The sequence below is a fragment of the Kribbella sp. NPDC026611 genome (assembly GCF_040638345.1).
Lineage (GTDB): Bacteria > Actinomycetota > Actinomycetes > Propionibacteriales > Kribbellaceae > Kribbella.
In genome coordinates this window covers 104,263-118,238 of sequence record NZ_JBEZYC010000005.1, presented here as the reverse complement: position 1 = coordinate 118,238, position 13,976 = coordinate 104,263, and the positions used below count along the sequence as shown (strand labels likewise).

Below are 13,976 nucleotides of genomic sequence, written 5' to 3'. Positions count from 1 at the left end.
TCTAAATCGCTTCTCTCTCTTCTTTTCTTATTTTGTCAGACGTTGAAGCGGAATTCGACGACGTCGCCGTCTTGCATGATGTAGTCCTTGCCTTCGATGCGGACCTTGCCGGCGGAGCGGGCCGCCGTCATCGAGCCGGCTTCCATCAGGTCGTCGAAGGAGACTATTTCGGCTTTGATGAAGCCGCGTTGGAAGTCGGTGTGGATGACGCCGGCGGCTTCGGGGGCGGTGGCGCCGCGTTTGATGGTCCAGGCGCGGGATTCTTTGGGGCCGGCGGTGAGGTAGGTCTGGAGGCCGAGGGTTTCGAAGCCCACGCGGGCCAGTACGTCGAGGCCGGGCTCGTCGATGCCCATCTCGGCGAGCATTTCGCGCGCCTCGTCCTCGTCGCCGAGCTCGACCAGCTCGGCTTCGAACTTGGCGTCCAGGAAGATCGCCTCGGCGGGGGCGACCAGGTCGCGCATCTGCTGCTTCAGGGATTCGTCGGAGAGTTCGTCGGCGTCACAGTTGAAGACGTACAGGTACGGCTTGGCCGTCATCAGCATCAGTTCGCGGATCGCGTCCCGGTCCACGTCGGTCGCGATGATCGGCGTACCCGCCTCGAGGTGCTTCTGCGCGGCCCGGACCGCCTCCAGCACCACCGCGCTCTCCTTCTTCAGCCGCGATTCCTTCTCCAGCCGCGGGATAGCCTTCTCGACGGTCTGCAGGTCGGCCAGGATCAGCTCGGTCTGGATCGTGGAGATGTCGTCCTTCGGCGAGACCTTGCCGTCGACGTGGGTGACGTCGTCGTCGCGGAACACCCGCGTGACCTGGCAGATCGCGTCCGACTCCCGGATGTGGCTGAGGAACTTGTTCCCGAGCCCCTCACCCTCCGACGCACCGCGGACGATCCCCGCGATGTCGACGAACTGCACCGTCGCCGGAATCACCTTCGCGGACGAGAACAGCTCGGCCAGCTTGCCCAACCGCGCGTCCGGTACGCCGACCACCCCGACGTTCGGCTCGATCGTCGCGAACGGGTAGTTCGCGGCCAGTACGTCGTTCTTGGTCAGCGCGTTGAACAGGGTGGACTTGCCCGCATTGGGGAGCCCGACGATTCCGATGGAGAGTGCCACGGGCGTCAAGGTTACGCGGCGAAGCGCCAAGTACCCCAATCCGTCAGATCAGGAAGGCCTCCAGCGACGCGCCGTACCAGCGGTTGGTCCGGCCGAGGGGCGTCATCCCCAGCCGGTGGCAGACCGCGAGCGACGCCGTGTTGTCCGGTCGCACCACCGCGTGGATCTCGCTCAGGCCGGCGCGGAAGCCGTGCTCGATCGCACCCCGCGCCGACTCGGTGGCCAGGCCGCGCCCCCACGCGTCCGGGTGGAAGTGCCAGCCCACCTCGACCTCGCCCTTGCTCGCGGTCCCGTCCGACGGCTCCGGCAGCGGCACCAGCAGTACAGTCCCCGCCACCGTCCCGCTGGAACGCTCCTCGACCGCCCAGATCCCGTACGTCGGGTCCTGGTTGCGCTCCGACCAGCGCTGAATCACCTTGCTCGCCGCGCCCCGGTCGGCCATCACCCGCGGGACGGCGCCGAGCCAGCGCGAGACCTCCCACCGGCGGTAGATGTCGAACACCCGGTCGCCGTCCTGCTCCGCCCAGTCGCGCACCACCAGCCGGTCGGTCTCGTAGACCACCTTCGGATCCATTCGCGCCCTCCCGTCCCTTGCAAATTCATCTACCGGTCCGAACCAGCCGATCGCAAGCGACGTCTCCAGTCTGTGACCACCTGGACCGATCGCGCCGGCCTCTCCTCACGCTTCGTGTTCGGCTGCCTGCAGCTCCTGCGTTTCGGCTGCCTGGAGCTGGTGTCGTGCCTGTTCCCGGCCTTCCTGTTCGCCGGCCTGGCGATCTCGAAGTACGTCGACCTCCCGATCGCGCGGTACGACGCCCTGCTGATCTACTGCCTCGGCCTGACCCTGCTGTTCTGGCTGATCCGCCTGGAGACCTGGCGCGAGGTCGCCGTCATCTTCGGCTTCCACCTCGTCGGCCTCGCGCTCGAACTGTTCAAGGTCCACGTCGGCTCCTGGCAGTACCCCGGTGACGCGGTGACCAAGATCGCCGGCGTACCTCTTTTCGCGGGCTTCATGTACGCCGCCGTCGGCAGCTACCTGTGCCAGGCCTGGCGCCGCTTCGACCTCCGGGTCAGCAACTACCGGCCGGTGCTCACCACGATCTTCGCGGTCGGCATCTACGCGAACTTCTTCACCCACCACTGGCTCCCCGACCTGCGGATCCCGATCGCGCTCGGCCTGCTCGTCGTGCTGCGCCGTACCTGGGTCTTCTTCACCGTCGGCGTCCGTCGCTACCGGATGCCGCTGGCGGTGTCGTTCGGGCTGATCGGGTTCTTCCTCTGGATCGCCGAGAACTTCGGCACGTTCCTCGACGCGTGGAACTACCCCGACCAGGTGAACGTGTGGCACCTCGTGCATCCCGCGAAGTTCGGCGCCTGGTCGCTGCTGGTCAGCATGAGCTTCGTCCTGGTCGCCAGCGTGAAGTCGCTCGAGGGCCGGTTGTACCACCGGGGTACGCCCGCAACAGTCGAGATCGCACCGCAACATGACCTTGCCAACCAGGTTGACGAATAAGGCGTCTTCCCAGGTGTGAGGCTCCTGTGAGGGGGCTGTGACTGGGGAACAACCGCCTGAAGTGCAAGGGGAGCATCATGTCGCGCAAGTTCGCCGCCATCGTGGCGACCGGAGTGGCGCTGGCCGTCGTGGTCGGGTCGCTGCTGGTCCTGGCCCTCGGCCACGACCGCCAGCCGAAGCCGGCGGCCGCGTCCACGCAGACCTCGTCGACACCGACCAATACGCCGTCGCCCACGCCGACACCGACCGAGACCCCGACCGGCAACGCGCCGCCGTCGACCCCGCACCAGCCGGCCCCGAACCCGACCGCGGCGATTGCCCAGGGCAACAAAAAGGTGCTGTTCTTCAGCTTCGGCGACGGCCCGGACCCGCTCTGGACGCCGCAGATCCTGCAGGTGCTCGGTAAGCACGGCGCGCACGCGACGTTCTTCGAGCTCGGCGAGATGCAGGCCGCGCACCCGGGTCTGCGCGAGCAGGTGCTTGCCGCCGGCAACACGATCGGCAGCCACTCGATCACGCACCCGCAGCTGACCGCGATCAGCCCGGCGAGGCGGCACCACGAGATCTTCGACGGACCGAGGTCCACCTGCTTCCGGCCGCCGTACGGCGCGACGAACCCGAAGGTCCGCGCCGACATCCGGGCCGCCGGCATGGTCCAGGTGCTCTGGGACGTCGACCCGCGGGACTGGGCCCGGCCGGGCGTCAGCGCGATCGTGCGCAACATCCTCACCCACACCCGCAACCACAACGTGATCCTGATGCACGACGGCGGCGGGAACCGCGCCGAGACCGTGGCCGCGCTCGACCAGGTCCTCACCGTCTTCAAGGCGCAGGGCTATACGTTCGCCGCGATGGACTGCTGACCGATCGGCCCTCCCGGGCGCAGAATGAGCCATGGATGCTGCCCGAGAGTTGCACCGCCTGGCGAGCGGGTACCAGGTCACGCAGGCGATACACGTTGCCGCCAGGCTGGGGATCAGCGACGTACTCGCCGACGGTCCGCGGAGCGTGGCCGAGCTGGCCGCGGCGACCAAGACGGACGCCCAAGCGCTGACCCGCCTGATGCATGCGCTGACCGTCCTCGGGCTCTACTCCGTCTCTGCGGACAGGTACGAGAACACCGAGCTCGGCGCGGCGCTGCGGAGTGAAGCGCCGCGCTCGCTCGCCGGCTGGGCTCGCTTCATCGGCCGGGGGTCGCACTGGCAGGCGTACACCGGGCTCGAGGACAGCATCCGCACCGGTACGACGGCGTTCCCGGCCATGCACGGTGAGCCGGTCTGGGAGTACCGCGCGAAGCGACCGGAGGAGCAGGCCGCCTTCGACGCGGCGATGACGTCGGCCTCGGACGGGCTGGCCGAGGCGGTCGTCACGGCGTACGACTTCGGCCGGTTCGCCACGGTCGTCGACATCGGCGGTGGGCACGGCCGGCTGCTGAACGCGATCCTCACCCGGTACCCCGCCGTCAACGGTGTGCTCTTCGACCAGCCCGACGTGGTGGCGGGCGCCGGCACCGGCCGCTTCGAAGTCGTCGGCGGCAACTTCTTCGAGAGCGTCCCGGTCGGCGACGCACTGGTGCTCAAGTCGGTGATCCACGACTGGGCGGACGCCGAGTCGATCGACATCCTCCGCGTCTGCCGCCGTTCGCTCCCCGCCGACGGCCGCCTGCTCCTGGTCGAGCAACTCCTGGACCGCTCTCCCGATCCCCTCCGGACGGCGTTCGCCGACCTCAACATGCTGATCATGACCGGCGGCCGCGAACGCACCACCGACGAGTACCGCACGCTCCTCGCCGCGGCAGACCTCGAGCTCGTCGACACCGTCTCCACCGCGAGCATGCCCTTCGTGATCGAGGCCGCTGCCACTCGCTGAGCGTGTACTCCAGAAACTGTCGGTGGCCTTCGGCACTATCTGTGACATGACCGGTACGACGGTGTTGTTGGTGCTGCTCTTCCTGGTGGTGGGGCTGTTGCTCGGGGCGGTGTTCGGCGTGCTCTGGGTGCGGGGACGCGACGGCGCCCAGCTCGCGCGCGTCACCGCTGAGCGGGATGCGGCCGAGGATCGAGTCGTCGAGCTGACACAGGAGCGGACGTCGGTCGGGCAGCAGCTGGGTGGGCAGGCGGTCGTCAAGGAGGCGCTGGATCGCCTGCATGCACAGCTGAACCAGCTCGAGCAAGGTCGGGCCGCGTGGCAGAGCCAGTTGCATCAACAGGTCAACGAAGTGCGGATGAGTGGCGAGGCATTGCGACGGGAGACGGCGTCGTTGTCGACCGCGTTGCGGAAGCCGCAGGTGCGCGGGCGCTGGGGTGAGCTGCACCTGCGCCGGACCGTCGAGCTGGCCGGCATGGTCGCGCACTGCGACTTCACCGAGCAGACGACGACCGTCGGCGAGGACGGGTTGCTGCGGCCGGACCTGGTGGTGAGACTTGCCGAGGGCAAGAATCTGGTCGTCGACTCGAAGGTGCCGCTGGCCGCCTTTCTCGAGGCGAGCGAATCGGACGACGCGGAGTACCGGGAGGAGCGCCTGCGGGCGCACGCGCGGCACCTGCGGACTCACGTCGACCAGCTCTCGGCGAAGGCGTACTGGACCCGGCTCTCGCCGACGCCCGAGTTCGTCATCCTGTTCGTGCCCGGTGAGTCCTTCCTGTCCGCGGCCTTGGACGTCGAGCCCAGCCTGTTGGAGTACGCCGCTGAGCGCCGGGTGATCCTGGCAACGCCGACGACGCTGATCGCGACCCTGCGAGCGGCGGCGTACGCGTGGAACCAGTCCGCGCTGACCGAGTCAGCCCAGCAGGTCTTCGAGCTCGGCCGGGAGCTGTACGAGCGCCTCGGCACGATGGGCGAGCACCTCGGCCGCGTCGGCCGCTCGCTGACCTCGGCCGTCGAGGCCTACAACGGCACGGTCGGCTCGTTCGAACGCCGCGTCTTCATCACCGCCCGCAAACTCCGCGACCTCCACGTCACCGAAGCCGAACTCACCGCAATGGAGTCGATCGAAGCCTCGGTCCGCCCACTGACCGCCCCCGAGTTCCTCCCCCTCGAAGACCCCGACACCACCCGGAGATGGCACGCAGGCTGACGCCCCCTCGGCGGCCTGCGTGCGCAGGAGGAAGTGGCGGAAAGCCGACAGTAGTGAGGTGTTGACAGCCGGTGGTCGTCTCGCGGAACGATGAGAGCGCTCTCTCACGTCCACGCGAGGAGGAACTGTGCGTATCAGGACCCGAGTACTGGCGATCGCCGCCGCCGCGGCAACGGTGGCCGGACTGCTGTCGACCCACGCGGACCGGCCGGCCGACGCGGCGGTGCCCGCGACCATTCCGTTCACGATCACGAACAACTCCGGCCGTGGCGACGCCGTCTACATCTACAACCTGGGCACGAATCTCACCACCGGCCAGCAAGGCTGGGCCGACGCCGCGGGTACCTTCCACGCCTGGCCGCCCGGCGGCAATCCACCGACACCGGCGCCGGACGCGTCGATCGCCGGACCGGCGAACGGCCAGTCGAGGACGATCCAGCTGCCGAAGTTCTCCGGCCGGATCTACTTCTCCTACGGCCAGAAGATCGTCTTCAAACTGACCACCGGTGGCCTCGTACAGCCCGCGGTACAGAACCCGTCCGACCCGAACCGCAACATCCTGTTCAACTGGTCGGAGTACACGCTCAACGACGGCGGGCTGTTCATCAACAGCACCCAGGTCGACCTGTTCTCCGCGCCGTACGCCGTCAGCGTGCGGACTGGCGGCGGGGCCACGCTGACCACCGGCCACCTCAAGCCTGGCGGCTACAACGCCGTCTACAACGGCCTCCGCAACGCAGGCTGGGGCAACCTCGTCCAGACCGGGCCCGACGGCTCGGTACTGCGGGCACTCGCCCCGCTGTACGGCGTCGAGACCGGCGCACTGCCGGCCAACGCGATGGACGACTACATCAACCGGGTCTGGTCGAAGTACAGCTCGCAGACGCTGACCGTCACCCCGTTCGGCGACCAGCCGAACACGAAGTACTTCGGACGCGTTTCCGGCAGCACGATGAACTTCACCAACAGCTCCGGCGCGGTCGTGACGTCGTTCCAGAAACCCGACTCGGCCAGCGTCTTCGGCTGCTTCAAGTTCCTGGACGCCCCGAACGACCAGGTCCGCGGCCCGATTTCGCGCACGCTCTGCGCCGGCTACAACCGCTCGACCCTGCTCACCAACCCGAACCAGCCGGACCCGAACGACGCCGGCTTCTACCAGGATGCGGTCACCAACCGGTACGCCAAGACCATCCACGCGCAGATGGCCGACGGCAAGGCGTACGCGTTCGCGTTCGACGACGTCGGCAACCACGAGTCGCTCGTCCACGACGGCAACCCGCAGGCGGCCGGCCTGATCCTCGACCCGTTCAACTGACGTCTTGACGTAAGCCTCGGTTAGTGGCAGCTTACCGTTCGTGGGAACTTACGGATCGCTCGCCGCTGCCGGACCGGTGCTCGACGCGCTGGGTGACCCGACGCGCCGGGTGATCCTGGAGACGCTCCGGACCGGCGGGCCCTGCTCGGTCGGCACGTTGGCCGAGCAGGTGCCCGTCAGCCGGCCGGCGATCTCGCAGCACCTGAAGGTGCTCGGCGCGGCCGGTCTGGTGCGGCACGAACCGCGCGGCACGCGGAACATCTACCGCGTCGACCGCGCCGGTCTCGACGAACTCCGGGACTGGCTCGACCAGTTCTGGGGCAACGCACTCGACGCGTACGCCGAGCACATCCACCGAACCGAGGGGAAGCAGGGATGAGCACCGAACCACTGGTCAAGAGGGTCACCGTGCCGGTGCTGCCGGAGCGCGCGTTCGAGGTCTTCACCGCGGAGACCTCCGCCTGGTGGCCGATGTTCAGCCACTCGGTGGGCGCGGAGGCGGCCCGCGGCGTCCGGTTCGACGGCGCGGTCGGCGGCCGGATCACGGAGTACGGCGTGGACGGCGATATCGCGCACTGGGGCACCGTGTCGGACTGGGACCCGCCCAAGTCGGTCAGCTTCACCTGGCACCCTGGGCAGGATCCGCAGCAGGCCAGCCAGGTGACCGTCAGCTTCACCCAGGTCTCCGACGGCACCGAGGTCGAGCTGGTCCACTCCGGCTGGGACCGCCGCGCGGACGCCGGCCAGTCGCGCCTGAGCTACGACACGGGATGGGACTACGTGCTGGGCAAGTACGTCGAGCACTCCGCATAGTTGGCCCATGGCCAACGCACCCGTCGACCCCCGCGCCCTGGAAGCATCGCTGCGTCCGCACGGCGAGTCCGTCATGCTGCCGCGGGCGGCCTACACCGATCCCGCGGTCCTCGACTGGGAACGCCGGCACTTCTTCGCCGGGACCTGGACCTGCCTCGGCCGCGTCGACGAGCTGTCCGCGGGGACGACGTACCGCGCGGTGACCGTCGGGGACATCGCGACCGTCCTCACCTTCGCCGACCGGCCGCGGGCATTCGCGAACACCTGCCGGCATCGCGGGCACGAGCTGCTCCAGCGGGGCGAAACGAGCGACCGGCGGGCGGTGGTGTGCCCGTACCACGGCTGGTCCTACGAGCTGGACGGCGCGGTGAAGACGGCGCCGCGGATGGGCGACGGCTTCGACCCCACGCCGTACGGGCTGGTCGAGCTGCCGGCCGAGGTGTGGCACGGCTGGCTGTTCGTCAATGCGACCGGTACGGCGACCTCGTTCGCCGATCACCTCGGTGGGCTGACGGAGCTCGTGGCGCCGTACGCGCCGGAAACGCTGGTGCTGAAGGCGCGGCATGCGTACGACGTGGCGTCGAACTGGAAGACGATCGTGGAGAACTACCACGAGTGCTACCACTGCCCACTGATTCACCCGGAGCTGTGCAAGGTGTCGCCGCCGACGTCCGGCGACAACTGGAACCTGCCGGGCGCATGGGTCGGCGGACTGATGGACCTGCGACCTGGGGCAGAGACCATGTCACTGGACGGACGGTCGTACGGCGTTCCCTTGCCGGGCGTGGATCCGCGCCGGGTGAACTACCTCGGGCTGTTCCCCAACCTGCTGCTCTCGCTGCACCCCGACTACGTGATGACACACCGACTCGACCCCAAGGCACCAGGACTGACCGCGATCGAGTGCTCGTGGTACTTCCGGCCCGAGGTCACGGATCCGTCGTACGCCGTGGACTTCTGGGACATCACGAACCGCGAGGACTGGGCCGCCTGTGAATCGGTCCAGCGCGGCGCCGAGTCCCCGCACTTCCGCCCCGGCCCGCTGGCACCCGCGGAGGACGCCGTCTACCAGTGGGTGACGATGCTCGCCCGCGGGTACCTCGGGAAGGCACTCAGTAGCCGAGGGTGAAACGCTTGCGGTTGTGGGCCGGCGCCTCGAGCTCGTTGACCAGGGCAACCGCGTAGTCCTCGGCGGAGATGTGGTCGCCGACCGGCTCGTCCAGGCCGAGCCGGAAGGTGCCGGTGCGCTCGCCCGGGGCGATCACGAAGGCCGGGGAGAGCACGGTCCAGTTGACGTCCTCGCCGGTACCGCGGAGCGTCTCGAGGGCCTGCGCGACCGTCTGCGACTCGGTCTTGTACTCGGCCGGGAAGTCCGGGCCGTCGACGACCCGGTTGCCGTTGACAACGAGGCTGCCCGCGCCGCCGACCACGATCAGACGGGTCGCCGTACCGCGGACCGCCGCGATCAGGTTGTCGATCGCGTCGAGGTACTCCTGCGGGTCACCACCGGTCCGGCTCGGGCCGATCGCCGCGACCAGCGCGTCCGCGTCGGCTGCCAGCTCCTTGGCGGCGGCGATGTCGTTCGCGCTCGCCTGCACCGCCTGCACGTTCTCGGGGAGGTCGCCGCCGGACCGGGTGACGCCGGTGACCTCGTGCCCTCGGTTCGCCGCCTCGGTCGCCACCCGGCTCCCGACCATCCCGCTCGCGCCGTACACCGCGATCTTCATCTGGTGAGTTCCTTTCAGTCAGTAAGTTCGCTTGTGACAGTAACCATTGGTAACTGGCTACTTCAACGTGCTATAAGTACCTTGTGGTAACCAATGACCGCGGGAACGTCTTCGACCCCAACTGCCCGACGCGCGTGATCCTCGACCGGATCGGCGACAAGTGGACGGTGCTTGTCGTCCTGCTGCTCCGGCACGGCCCGCTCCGCTTCACGGAGCTCCGCGACGGCATCGGCCGGGTGGCGCCCAAGGTACTCACCCAGACGCTGCGCCGGATGGAACGCGACGGCCTGGTCACCCGCGAGGTCTTCGCCGAGATCCCGCCGAAGGTCGTCTACACGCTGACCCCCGTCGGCGAGTCGCTGATCACGCCGATCGAGGCGATCACCGACTGGGCCGAGAAGCACCTGCCGGCGATCACCCACGCCCAGGCGCAGTACGACTCCGTGTCCTGAGTGTTGCGACCGTCACTCGGTCGCGTCACGGCTCAACCTTCCTCGACCTCTGCCTCATCACACTCCAGGTCGGGACGAGCGAAGGTGGGGTGCGGGATGGATCCGGGACGGGATCGGGAGTTCGCGGACTTCGTGGACGGGCGGTTCACCGCGTTGCAGCGGTTCGGCTACCTGCTGACCGGGGAGTGGCACCTGGCCGAGGATCTCGTGCAGACCTCGCTGACCAAGGTGTGGTTCCACCGGAACTCGCTGCGCAGCGGGAACGCGCTGGAGAGCTACACCCGGACGGTGATGGTGAACACCAGCACGCAGTGGTGGCGGCGCAAGTGGAAGGGCGAGCTGCCGACCGAGGAACTGCCCGAGCCCGCGACCAAGTCCGAGTACGGCGTCGTCGACGATCGGGACCAGCTGCTCCGGGCCCTGGCCACGCTGCCCAAACGGGTCCGGGCCACGCTCGTGCTGCGGTACTTCGAAGATCTGCCCGAGGCCGAGATCGCCAAGGTGATGGGCTGCTCTGTCGGCACCGTGAAGAGCAACGTGTCCCGCGGGCTGGCCAAGCTCCGGGAGCACCACCTGGTCGACGCCGTCGCCTCCCCTGCCCAGAAGGAGGGCTGAGCCATGACCGAAGACCTGAAGACCCGATTCGAGCGGCTGGTCGCCGATCCCCCGCCGCCGAGTGCGGTGCCGAGCGAGGCCGTGTTCGCCCGCGTCCGGACGGTACGGCGGCGCCGTACGGCCGTCGTCGGCGGACTGGCGGTGGCCGCGATCGTCGGGATCTCGCTGGCAGCCGGCAACCTCACCGACATCGGCGGAGCGCCGCCGGTCACAAACACCCCGGGCGCCCCGAAGTCGATCGTCACCGGCCCGCCGACGGCTCCGCCCAAGCCGACGCCACCGATCCAGGTGGTGCTGAAGCCGACGATCAAAGGGCGCACTGTCACGATGCGGGCGACGGTGTCCGGGAAGGCGTTCATCCCGAAGGCCGTGCCCGAAGGCACCCTGCTGCCGGCGGACACCCCGTTCCTGGACCTGTCCGCCGGAGCGAACTACACCTACGGCGACGGGAACAGCAGCGGCTCCGACGGTGGTGGCGTCGACTGCGCGCGGACGAAGCTGAAGGCCGGGTCAGAAACGTACGACCTGGACCCGAACACCTACAAGAAGGCCGGCACTTACAAGTTCACGTACACCGTGACCTACTGCGGGACGAAGGGCTGGTTCCCGACGACCGTGGTCACGCACGTGACGGTCAAATAGTCCACGCGTGGTCGGAGGTGCCGGTGGTGGGGAGGCCGGCCGACTTGAGGTCGGTGCGCAGCTCGCGGGGGAGGGCGAAGGTCAGGCTCTCCTCCGCGGTGGTGACCTCGTGCACGTCGCCGTACCCGCGCTCGGCGAGCCAGCGCAGTACGTCGCGGACAAGCACCTCGGGCACGCTCGCGCCGCTGCTGATGCCGACCGTCTGGACGCCCTCGAGCCACTTCTCCTCGATCTCGTCGGCGTAGTCGACCAGGTAGCCCGCCTTTGCGCCGTGCTCGACCGCGACCTCGACCAGGCGGACCGAGTTGGACGAGTTGCGGGAGCCGACGACGATCATCAGGTCAGCCTCGGGCGCGAGCTTCTTGACCGCGGCCTGGCGGTTCTGGGTGGCGTAGCAAATGTCGTCGCTCGGCGGGTCCTGCAGGCTCGGGAAGCGCTCGCGCAGGCGGCGTACCGTCTCCATCGTCTCGTCGACCGAAAGCGTGGTCTGGGAGAGCCAGACGACCTTGTCGGGGTCACGGACGGTGACGTTGGGTACGTCGTCCGGCCCGTCGACGAGATGGACGTGCTGGGGGGCCTCGCCGGAGGTGCCGATGACCTCCTCGTGACCCTCGTGGCCGATCAGGAGGATGTCGTAGTCGGTCGCGGCGAACCGCTTCGCCTCCTGGTGCACCTTGGTCACCAGCGGGCAGGTCGCGTCGATCGTCTTCAGCTGCCGGGCCGCGGCCTCGGCGTGCACGACGGGCGCGACGCCGTGCGCGGAGAAGATGACGGTCTCCCCCTCCGGCACCTCGACGGTCTCGTCCACGAAGATCGCGCCCCGCTTCTGGAGCGTCTGCACGACGTACTTGTTGTGCACGATCTCCTTGCGGACGTAGACCGGCGGCCCGTACAGGTCGAGCGCCTTCTCGACCGCCACCACGGCTCGGTCCACGCCGGCGCAGTACCCCCGCGGCGCGGCGAGCAGCACCCGCTTCGCGGTCGTCGTACCAAGATCCTCAGGCTGGGCAGTCACAGCTCCATGGTACGGGCCGGGGTGAACGGCGCCGGACGGGTGCTTGCACCCTGTTCCAGACGTTGTGAGCGGCGTCACGCCCCGCTGGTTTTAGTTGCCTACAGCACCTACATCGGGGAGCCGTCCGCCCTGTCCGGACGGCTCCGCCGCGGGAGGTGTTCCAGCTCCTCAAGGATGGTTCAGGATTGCTGTCCCGGCAACGGATTTTCGCCGCGGGTCACGCAACGTTAGGGATTGTCGGTGCCGGGTCGTAGGGTCTGGGGGTGGCTTTGGAGACGTCGCCGGAAGCGCCTGCGGCCGTTCGGACGATCGCGAACGGGATTGCCGGCTGGATCAACCAGCTCGGTGCGGTGTGGGTCGAGGGGCAGCTGACGGACGTCTCGATCGGGCGGGGGACGACGACCGTGTTCGGGACGCTGCGGGACACCGACGCGGACATCTCCTTGCGGTTCACGTGCAATCGGCGGGTGTTCGAGGCGGTCGACCCGCCGGTGACGGACGGTTCGCGGGTGGTGGTGAACGCCAAGCCGAACTTCTTCGCCCGCCGCGGCACGCTCGCGCTCGCGGTCAGCGAGATCCGCCACGTCGGGATCGGCGAGCTGCTGGCGCGGATCGAGCGGCTCAAGCAGCTGCTCGCGGCCGAGGGGCTGTTCGCGGCGTACCGGAAGCGGAAGCTGCCGTTCCTGCCGCACACCATCGGGCTGATCTGCGGCCGCGACTCCGCCGCCGAGCGCGACGTGCTCGAGAACGCGAAGCGGCGCTGGCCGGCGGTCGCGTTCCGGATCGAATACGCGTCGGTGCAGGGACCGTCGGCGGCCGGCGAGGTGATGCAGGCGCTGCGGAAGCTGGACGCGGACGACTCGGTCGAGGTGATCGTGATCGCGCGCGGCGGCGGTTCGCTGGAGGACCTGCTGCCATTCTCCGACGAGGGCCTGATCCGGGCGGTCTCGAACACCAAGACCCCGGTCGTGAGCGCGATCGGGCACGAGCCGGACTCACCACTGCTCGACCTGGTCGCGGACCTGCGCGCGTCCACGCCGACGGACGCGGCCAAGCGGATCGTGCCCGACGTCCGCGAGGAGCTCGACGGCGTGCGGCTGCTGCGCGAGCGTGGGTGGCGGGCGATCACGTCCTGGCTGGACCGCGAGTCGCATGCGCTGGCCGCGATTCGCAGCCGGCCGGCGCTGGCGGCACCGGTGACGGACATCCAGCGGCGATCCGACGAGATCGCGGCGCTGGTCGAGCGCACCCGCCGTACGCTGACGCATCGTCTGGACCGGGCGAGTGACGATCTCGCGCACCGGCTGGCGAGCGTGCGGGCGTTGTCGCCCAAGGCGACGCTGGAGCGTGGGTACTCCGTGCTCCAGTTGGCGGACGGCACCGCCGTGCGGGAAGTGGACCAAGTAGCGGCGGGCGACCTGCTGCAAGCACGAGTCAGCGACGGCCGCTTCACGGTCGAAGTCAAGCCCGAGGAGAACAAGTGACCGACCGACCCGAACTGTCCTACGAAGCAGCCCGCGAAGAGCTCGTCGAGGTCGTCCGCAAACTGGAAGCCGGCGGCACCACCCTCGAGGAGTCCCTGGCCCTCTGGGAACGCGGCGAAACCCTGGCCACCACCTGCCAACACTGGCTCGACGGCGCCCGCGAAAGACTCGCCAAGGCCCAGCAAGCCGACGAGAAATCCAACTGAGAACCC

Annotated in this window: 17 protein-coding genes; 13 read left to right on the top strand and 4 right to left on the bottom strand. The window is 68.8% G+C overall.

Annotated elements, in window-relative coordinates; genetic code table 11:
* Nucleotides 1-35: 35 nt before the first annotated feature.
* Complete coding sequence (gene ychF, locus AB0E69_RS22140; RefSeq protein WP_360148904.1) at nt 36-1,112, bottom strand: redox-regulated ATPase YchF; 1,077 nt, start codon at nt 1,110-1,112, stop codon at nt 36-38.
* Nucleotides 1,113-1,155: 43 nt separating this feature from the next.
* Entirely contained in the window at nt 1,156-1,686 is a 531-nt protein-coding gene (locus tag AB0E69_RS22135) for a GNAT family N-acetyltransferase (RefSeq protein WP_360148901.1), read from the bottom strand.
* Between the two features lie 72 nt (nt 1,687-1,758).
* On the opposite strand from AB0E69_RS22135, the gene AB0E69_RS22130 reads away from it, so the two are divergent.
* The 8 genes from AB0E69_RS22130 (at nt 1,759) to AB0E69_RS22095 (ending at nt 8,958) form a co-directional block, all read left to right on the top strand.
* The gene (locus tag AB0E69_RS22130; RefSeq protein WP_360148898.1) at nt 1,759-2,625 is read left to right on the top strand and encodes a DUF817 domain-containing protein; all 867 of its coding nucleotides are present in this window, start codon (nt 1,759-1,761) and stop codon (nt 2,623-2,625) included.
* Between the two features lie 77 nt (nt 2,626-2,702).
* The gene (locus AB0E69_RS22125) at nt 2,703-3,488 is read left to right on the top strand and encodes a polysaccharide deacetylase family protein (RefSeq protein ID WP_360148895.1); all 786 of its coding nucleotides are present in this window, start codon (nt 2,703-2,705) and stop codon (nt 3,486-3,488) included.
* 31 nt (nt 3,489-3,519) lie between these two features.
* On the top strand, nt 3,520-4,494 hold the full coding sequence (locus AB0E69_RS22120) for a methyltransferase (RefSeq protein ID WP_360148892.1): 975 nt from the start codon (nt 3,520-3,522) through the stop codon (nt 4,492-4,494).
* Between the two features lie 46 nt (nt 4,495-4,540).
* The gene (locus AB0E69_RS22115) at nt 4,541-5,701 is read left to right on the top strand and encodes a DNA recombination protein RmuC (protein ID WP_360148889.1); all 1,161 of its coding nucleotides are present in this window, start codon (nt 4,541-4,543) and stop codon (nt 5,699-5,701) included.
* A gap of 127 nt (nt 5,702-5,828) precedes the next feature.
* Nucleotides 5,829-7,016 (top strand): glycoside hydrolase family 64 protein, encoded by a 1,188-nt coding sequence (locus AB0E69_RS22110; RefSeq protein ID WP_360148886.1) that lies wholly within the window; start codon nt 5,829-5,831, stop codon nt 7,014-7,016.
* Nucleotides 7,017-7,056: 40 nt separating this feature from the next.
* Nucleotides 7,057-7,395, top strand: a complete 339-nt coding sequence (locus AB0E69_RS22105; RefSeq protein ID WP_360148883.1) for a metalloregulator ArsR/SmtB family transcription factor — start codon at nt 7,057-7,059, stop codon at nt 7,393-7,395.
* Nucleotides 7,392-7,829: an SRPBCC domain-containing protein gene (locus AB0E69_RS22100; protein ID WP_360148880.1), complete on the top strand. Its 438-nt coding sequence runs from the start codon at nt 7,392-7,394 to the stop codon at nt 7,827-7,829. Before AB0E69_RS22105 ends, AB0E69_RS22100 begins: the two co-directional genes overlap by 4 nt.
* 7 nt (nt 7,830-7,836) lie before the next feature.
* Nucleotides 7,837-8,958 carry an aromatic ring-hydroxylating dioxygenase subunit alpha gene (locus AB0E69_RS22095; RefSeq protein WP_360148877.1) on the top strand — a complete coding sequence of 374 codons (1,122 nt, stop codon included), beginning with the start codon at nt 7,837-7,839 and terminating at the stop codon, nt 8,956-8,958.
* Here AB0E69_RS22095 and AB0E69_RS22090 read toward each other — a convergent pair.
* Nucleotides 8,942-9,556 carry an NAD(P)H-binding protein gene (locus AB0E69_RS22090; protein ID WP_360148874.1) on the bottom strand — a complete coding sequence of 205 codons (615 nt, stop codon included), beginning with the start codon at nt 9,554-9,556 and terminating at the stop codon, nt 8,942-8,944. The genes AB0E69_RS22095 and AB0E69_RS22090 overlap by 17 nt on opposite strands.
* 83 nt (nt 9,557-9,639) lie before the next feature.
* On the opposite strand from AB0E69_RS22090, the gene AB0E69_RS22085 reads away from it, so the two are divergent.
* The 3 genes from AB0E69_RS22085 (at nt 9,640) to AB0E69_RS22075 (ending at nt 11,265) form a co-directional block, all read left to right on the top strand.
* Entirely contained in the window at nt 9,640-10,008 is a 369-nt protein-coding gene (locus AB0E69_RS22085) for a helix-turn-helix domain-containing protein (protein WP_360148871.1), read from the top strand.
* Nucleotides 10,009-10,104: 96 nt separating this feature from the next.
* On the top strand, nt 10,105-10,623 hold the full coding sequence (locus tag AB0E69_RS22080; RefSeq protein ID WP_360148868.1) for a SigE family RNA polymerase sigma factor: 519 nt from the start codon (nt 10,105-10,107) through the stop codon (nt 10,621-10,623).
* A 3-nt stretch (nt 10,624-10,626) separates the two neighbouring features.
* Nucleotides 10,627-11,265, top strand: coding sequence for a hypothetical protein (locus AB0E69_RS22075; RefSeq protein ID WP_360148865.1), 639 nt, complete (start codon nt 10,627-10,629; stop codon nt 11,263-11,265).
* Here the strand turns inward: AB0E69_RS22075 and AB0E69_RS22070 are convergent.
* Nucleotides 11,258-12,280 (bottom strand): 4-hydroxy-3-methylbut-2-enyl diphosphate reductase, encoded by a 1,023-nt coding sequence (locus tag AB0E69_RS22070; RefSeq protein WP_360148862.1) that lies wholly within the window; start codon nt 12,278-12,280, stop codon nt 11,258-11,260. The two genes, AB0E69_RS22075 and AB0E69_RS22070, sit on opposite strands and share 8 nt — an antisense overlap.
* A 263-nt stretch (nt 12,281-12,543) precedes the next feature.
* Here AB0E69_RS22070 and xseA point away from each other — a divergent pair, with 263 nt between their 5' ends.
* The gene (gene xseA, locus AB0E69_RS22065; RefSeq protein ID WP_360148859.1) at nt 12,544-13,764 is read left to right on the top strand and encodes an exodeoxyribonuclease VII large subunit; all 1,221 of its coding nucleotides are present in this window, start codon (nt 12,544-12,546) and stop codon (nt 13,762-13,764) included.
* The gene (locus tag AB0E69_RS22060) at nt 13,761-13,970 is read left to right on the top strand and encodes an exodeoxyribonuclease VII small subunit (protein ID WP_360148856.1); all 210 of its coding nucleotides are present in this window, start codon (nt 13,761-13,763) and stop codon (nt 13,968-13,970) included. The genes xseA and AB0E69_RS22060 overlap by 4 nt, the downstream gene beginning before the upstream one ends.
* The last annotated feature ends 6 nt before the right edge of the window (nt 13,971-13,976 follow it).

What these genes read in the sequence shown, in the direction of transcription:
- AB0E69_RS22125 (WP_360148895.1), top strand. Translation starts at nt 2,703, where the DNA reads ATGTCGCGCAAGTTCGCCGCCATCGTGGCGACCGGAGTGGCGCTGGCC.
- AB0E69_RS22095 (WP_360148877.1), top strand. Translation starts at nt 7,837, where the DNA reads ATGGCCAACGCACCCGTCGACCCCCGCGCCCTGGAAGCATCGCTGCGT.
- AB0E69_RS22135 (WP_360148901.1), bottom strand. Translation starts at nt 1,686, where the DNA reads ATGGATCCGAAGGTGGTCTACGAGACCGACCGGCTGGTGGTGCGCGAC.
- AB0E69_RS22075 (WP_360148865.1), top strand. Translation starts at nt 10,627, where the DNA reads ATGACCGAAGACCTGAAGACCCGATTCGAGCGGCTGGTCGCCGATCCC.
- AB0E69_RS22090 (WP_360148874.1), bottom strand. Translation starts at nt 9,556, where the DNA reads ATGAAGATCGCGGTGTACGGCGCGAGCGGGATGGTCGGGAGCCGGGTG.
- AB0E69_RS22080 (WP_360148868.1), top strand. Translation starts at nt 10,105, where the DNA reads ATGGATCCGGGACGGGATCGGGAGTTCGCGGACTTCGTGGACGGGCGG.
- AB0E69_RS22115 (WP_360148889.1), top strand. Translation starts at nt 4,541, where the DNA reads ATGACCGGTACGACGGTGTTGTTGGTGCTGCTCTTCCTGGTGGTGGGG.
- AB0E69_RS22100 (WP_360148880.1), top strand. Translation starts at nt 7,392, where the DNA reads ATGAGCACCGAACCACTGGTCAAGAGGGTCACCGTGCCGGTGCTGCCG.
- AB0E69_RS22120 (WP_360148892.1), top strand. Translation starts at nt 3,520, where the DNA reads ATGGATGCTGCCCGAGAGTTGCACCGCCTGGCGAGCGGGTACCAGGTC.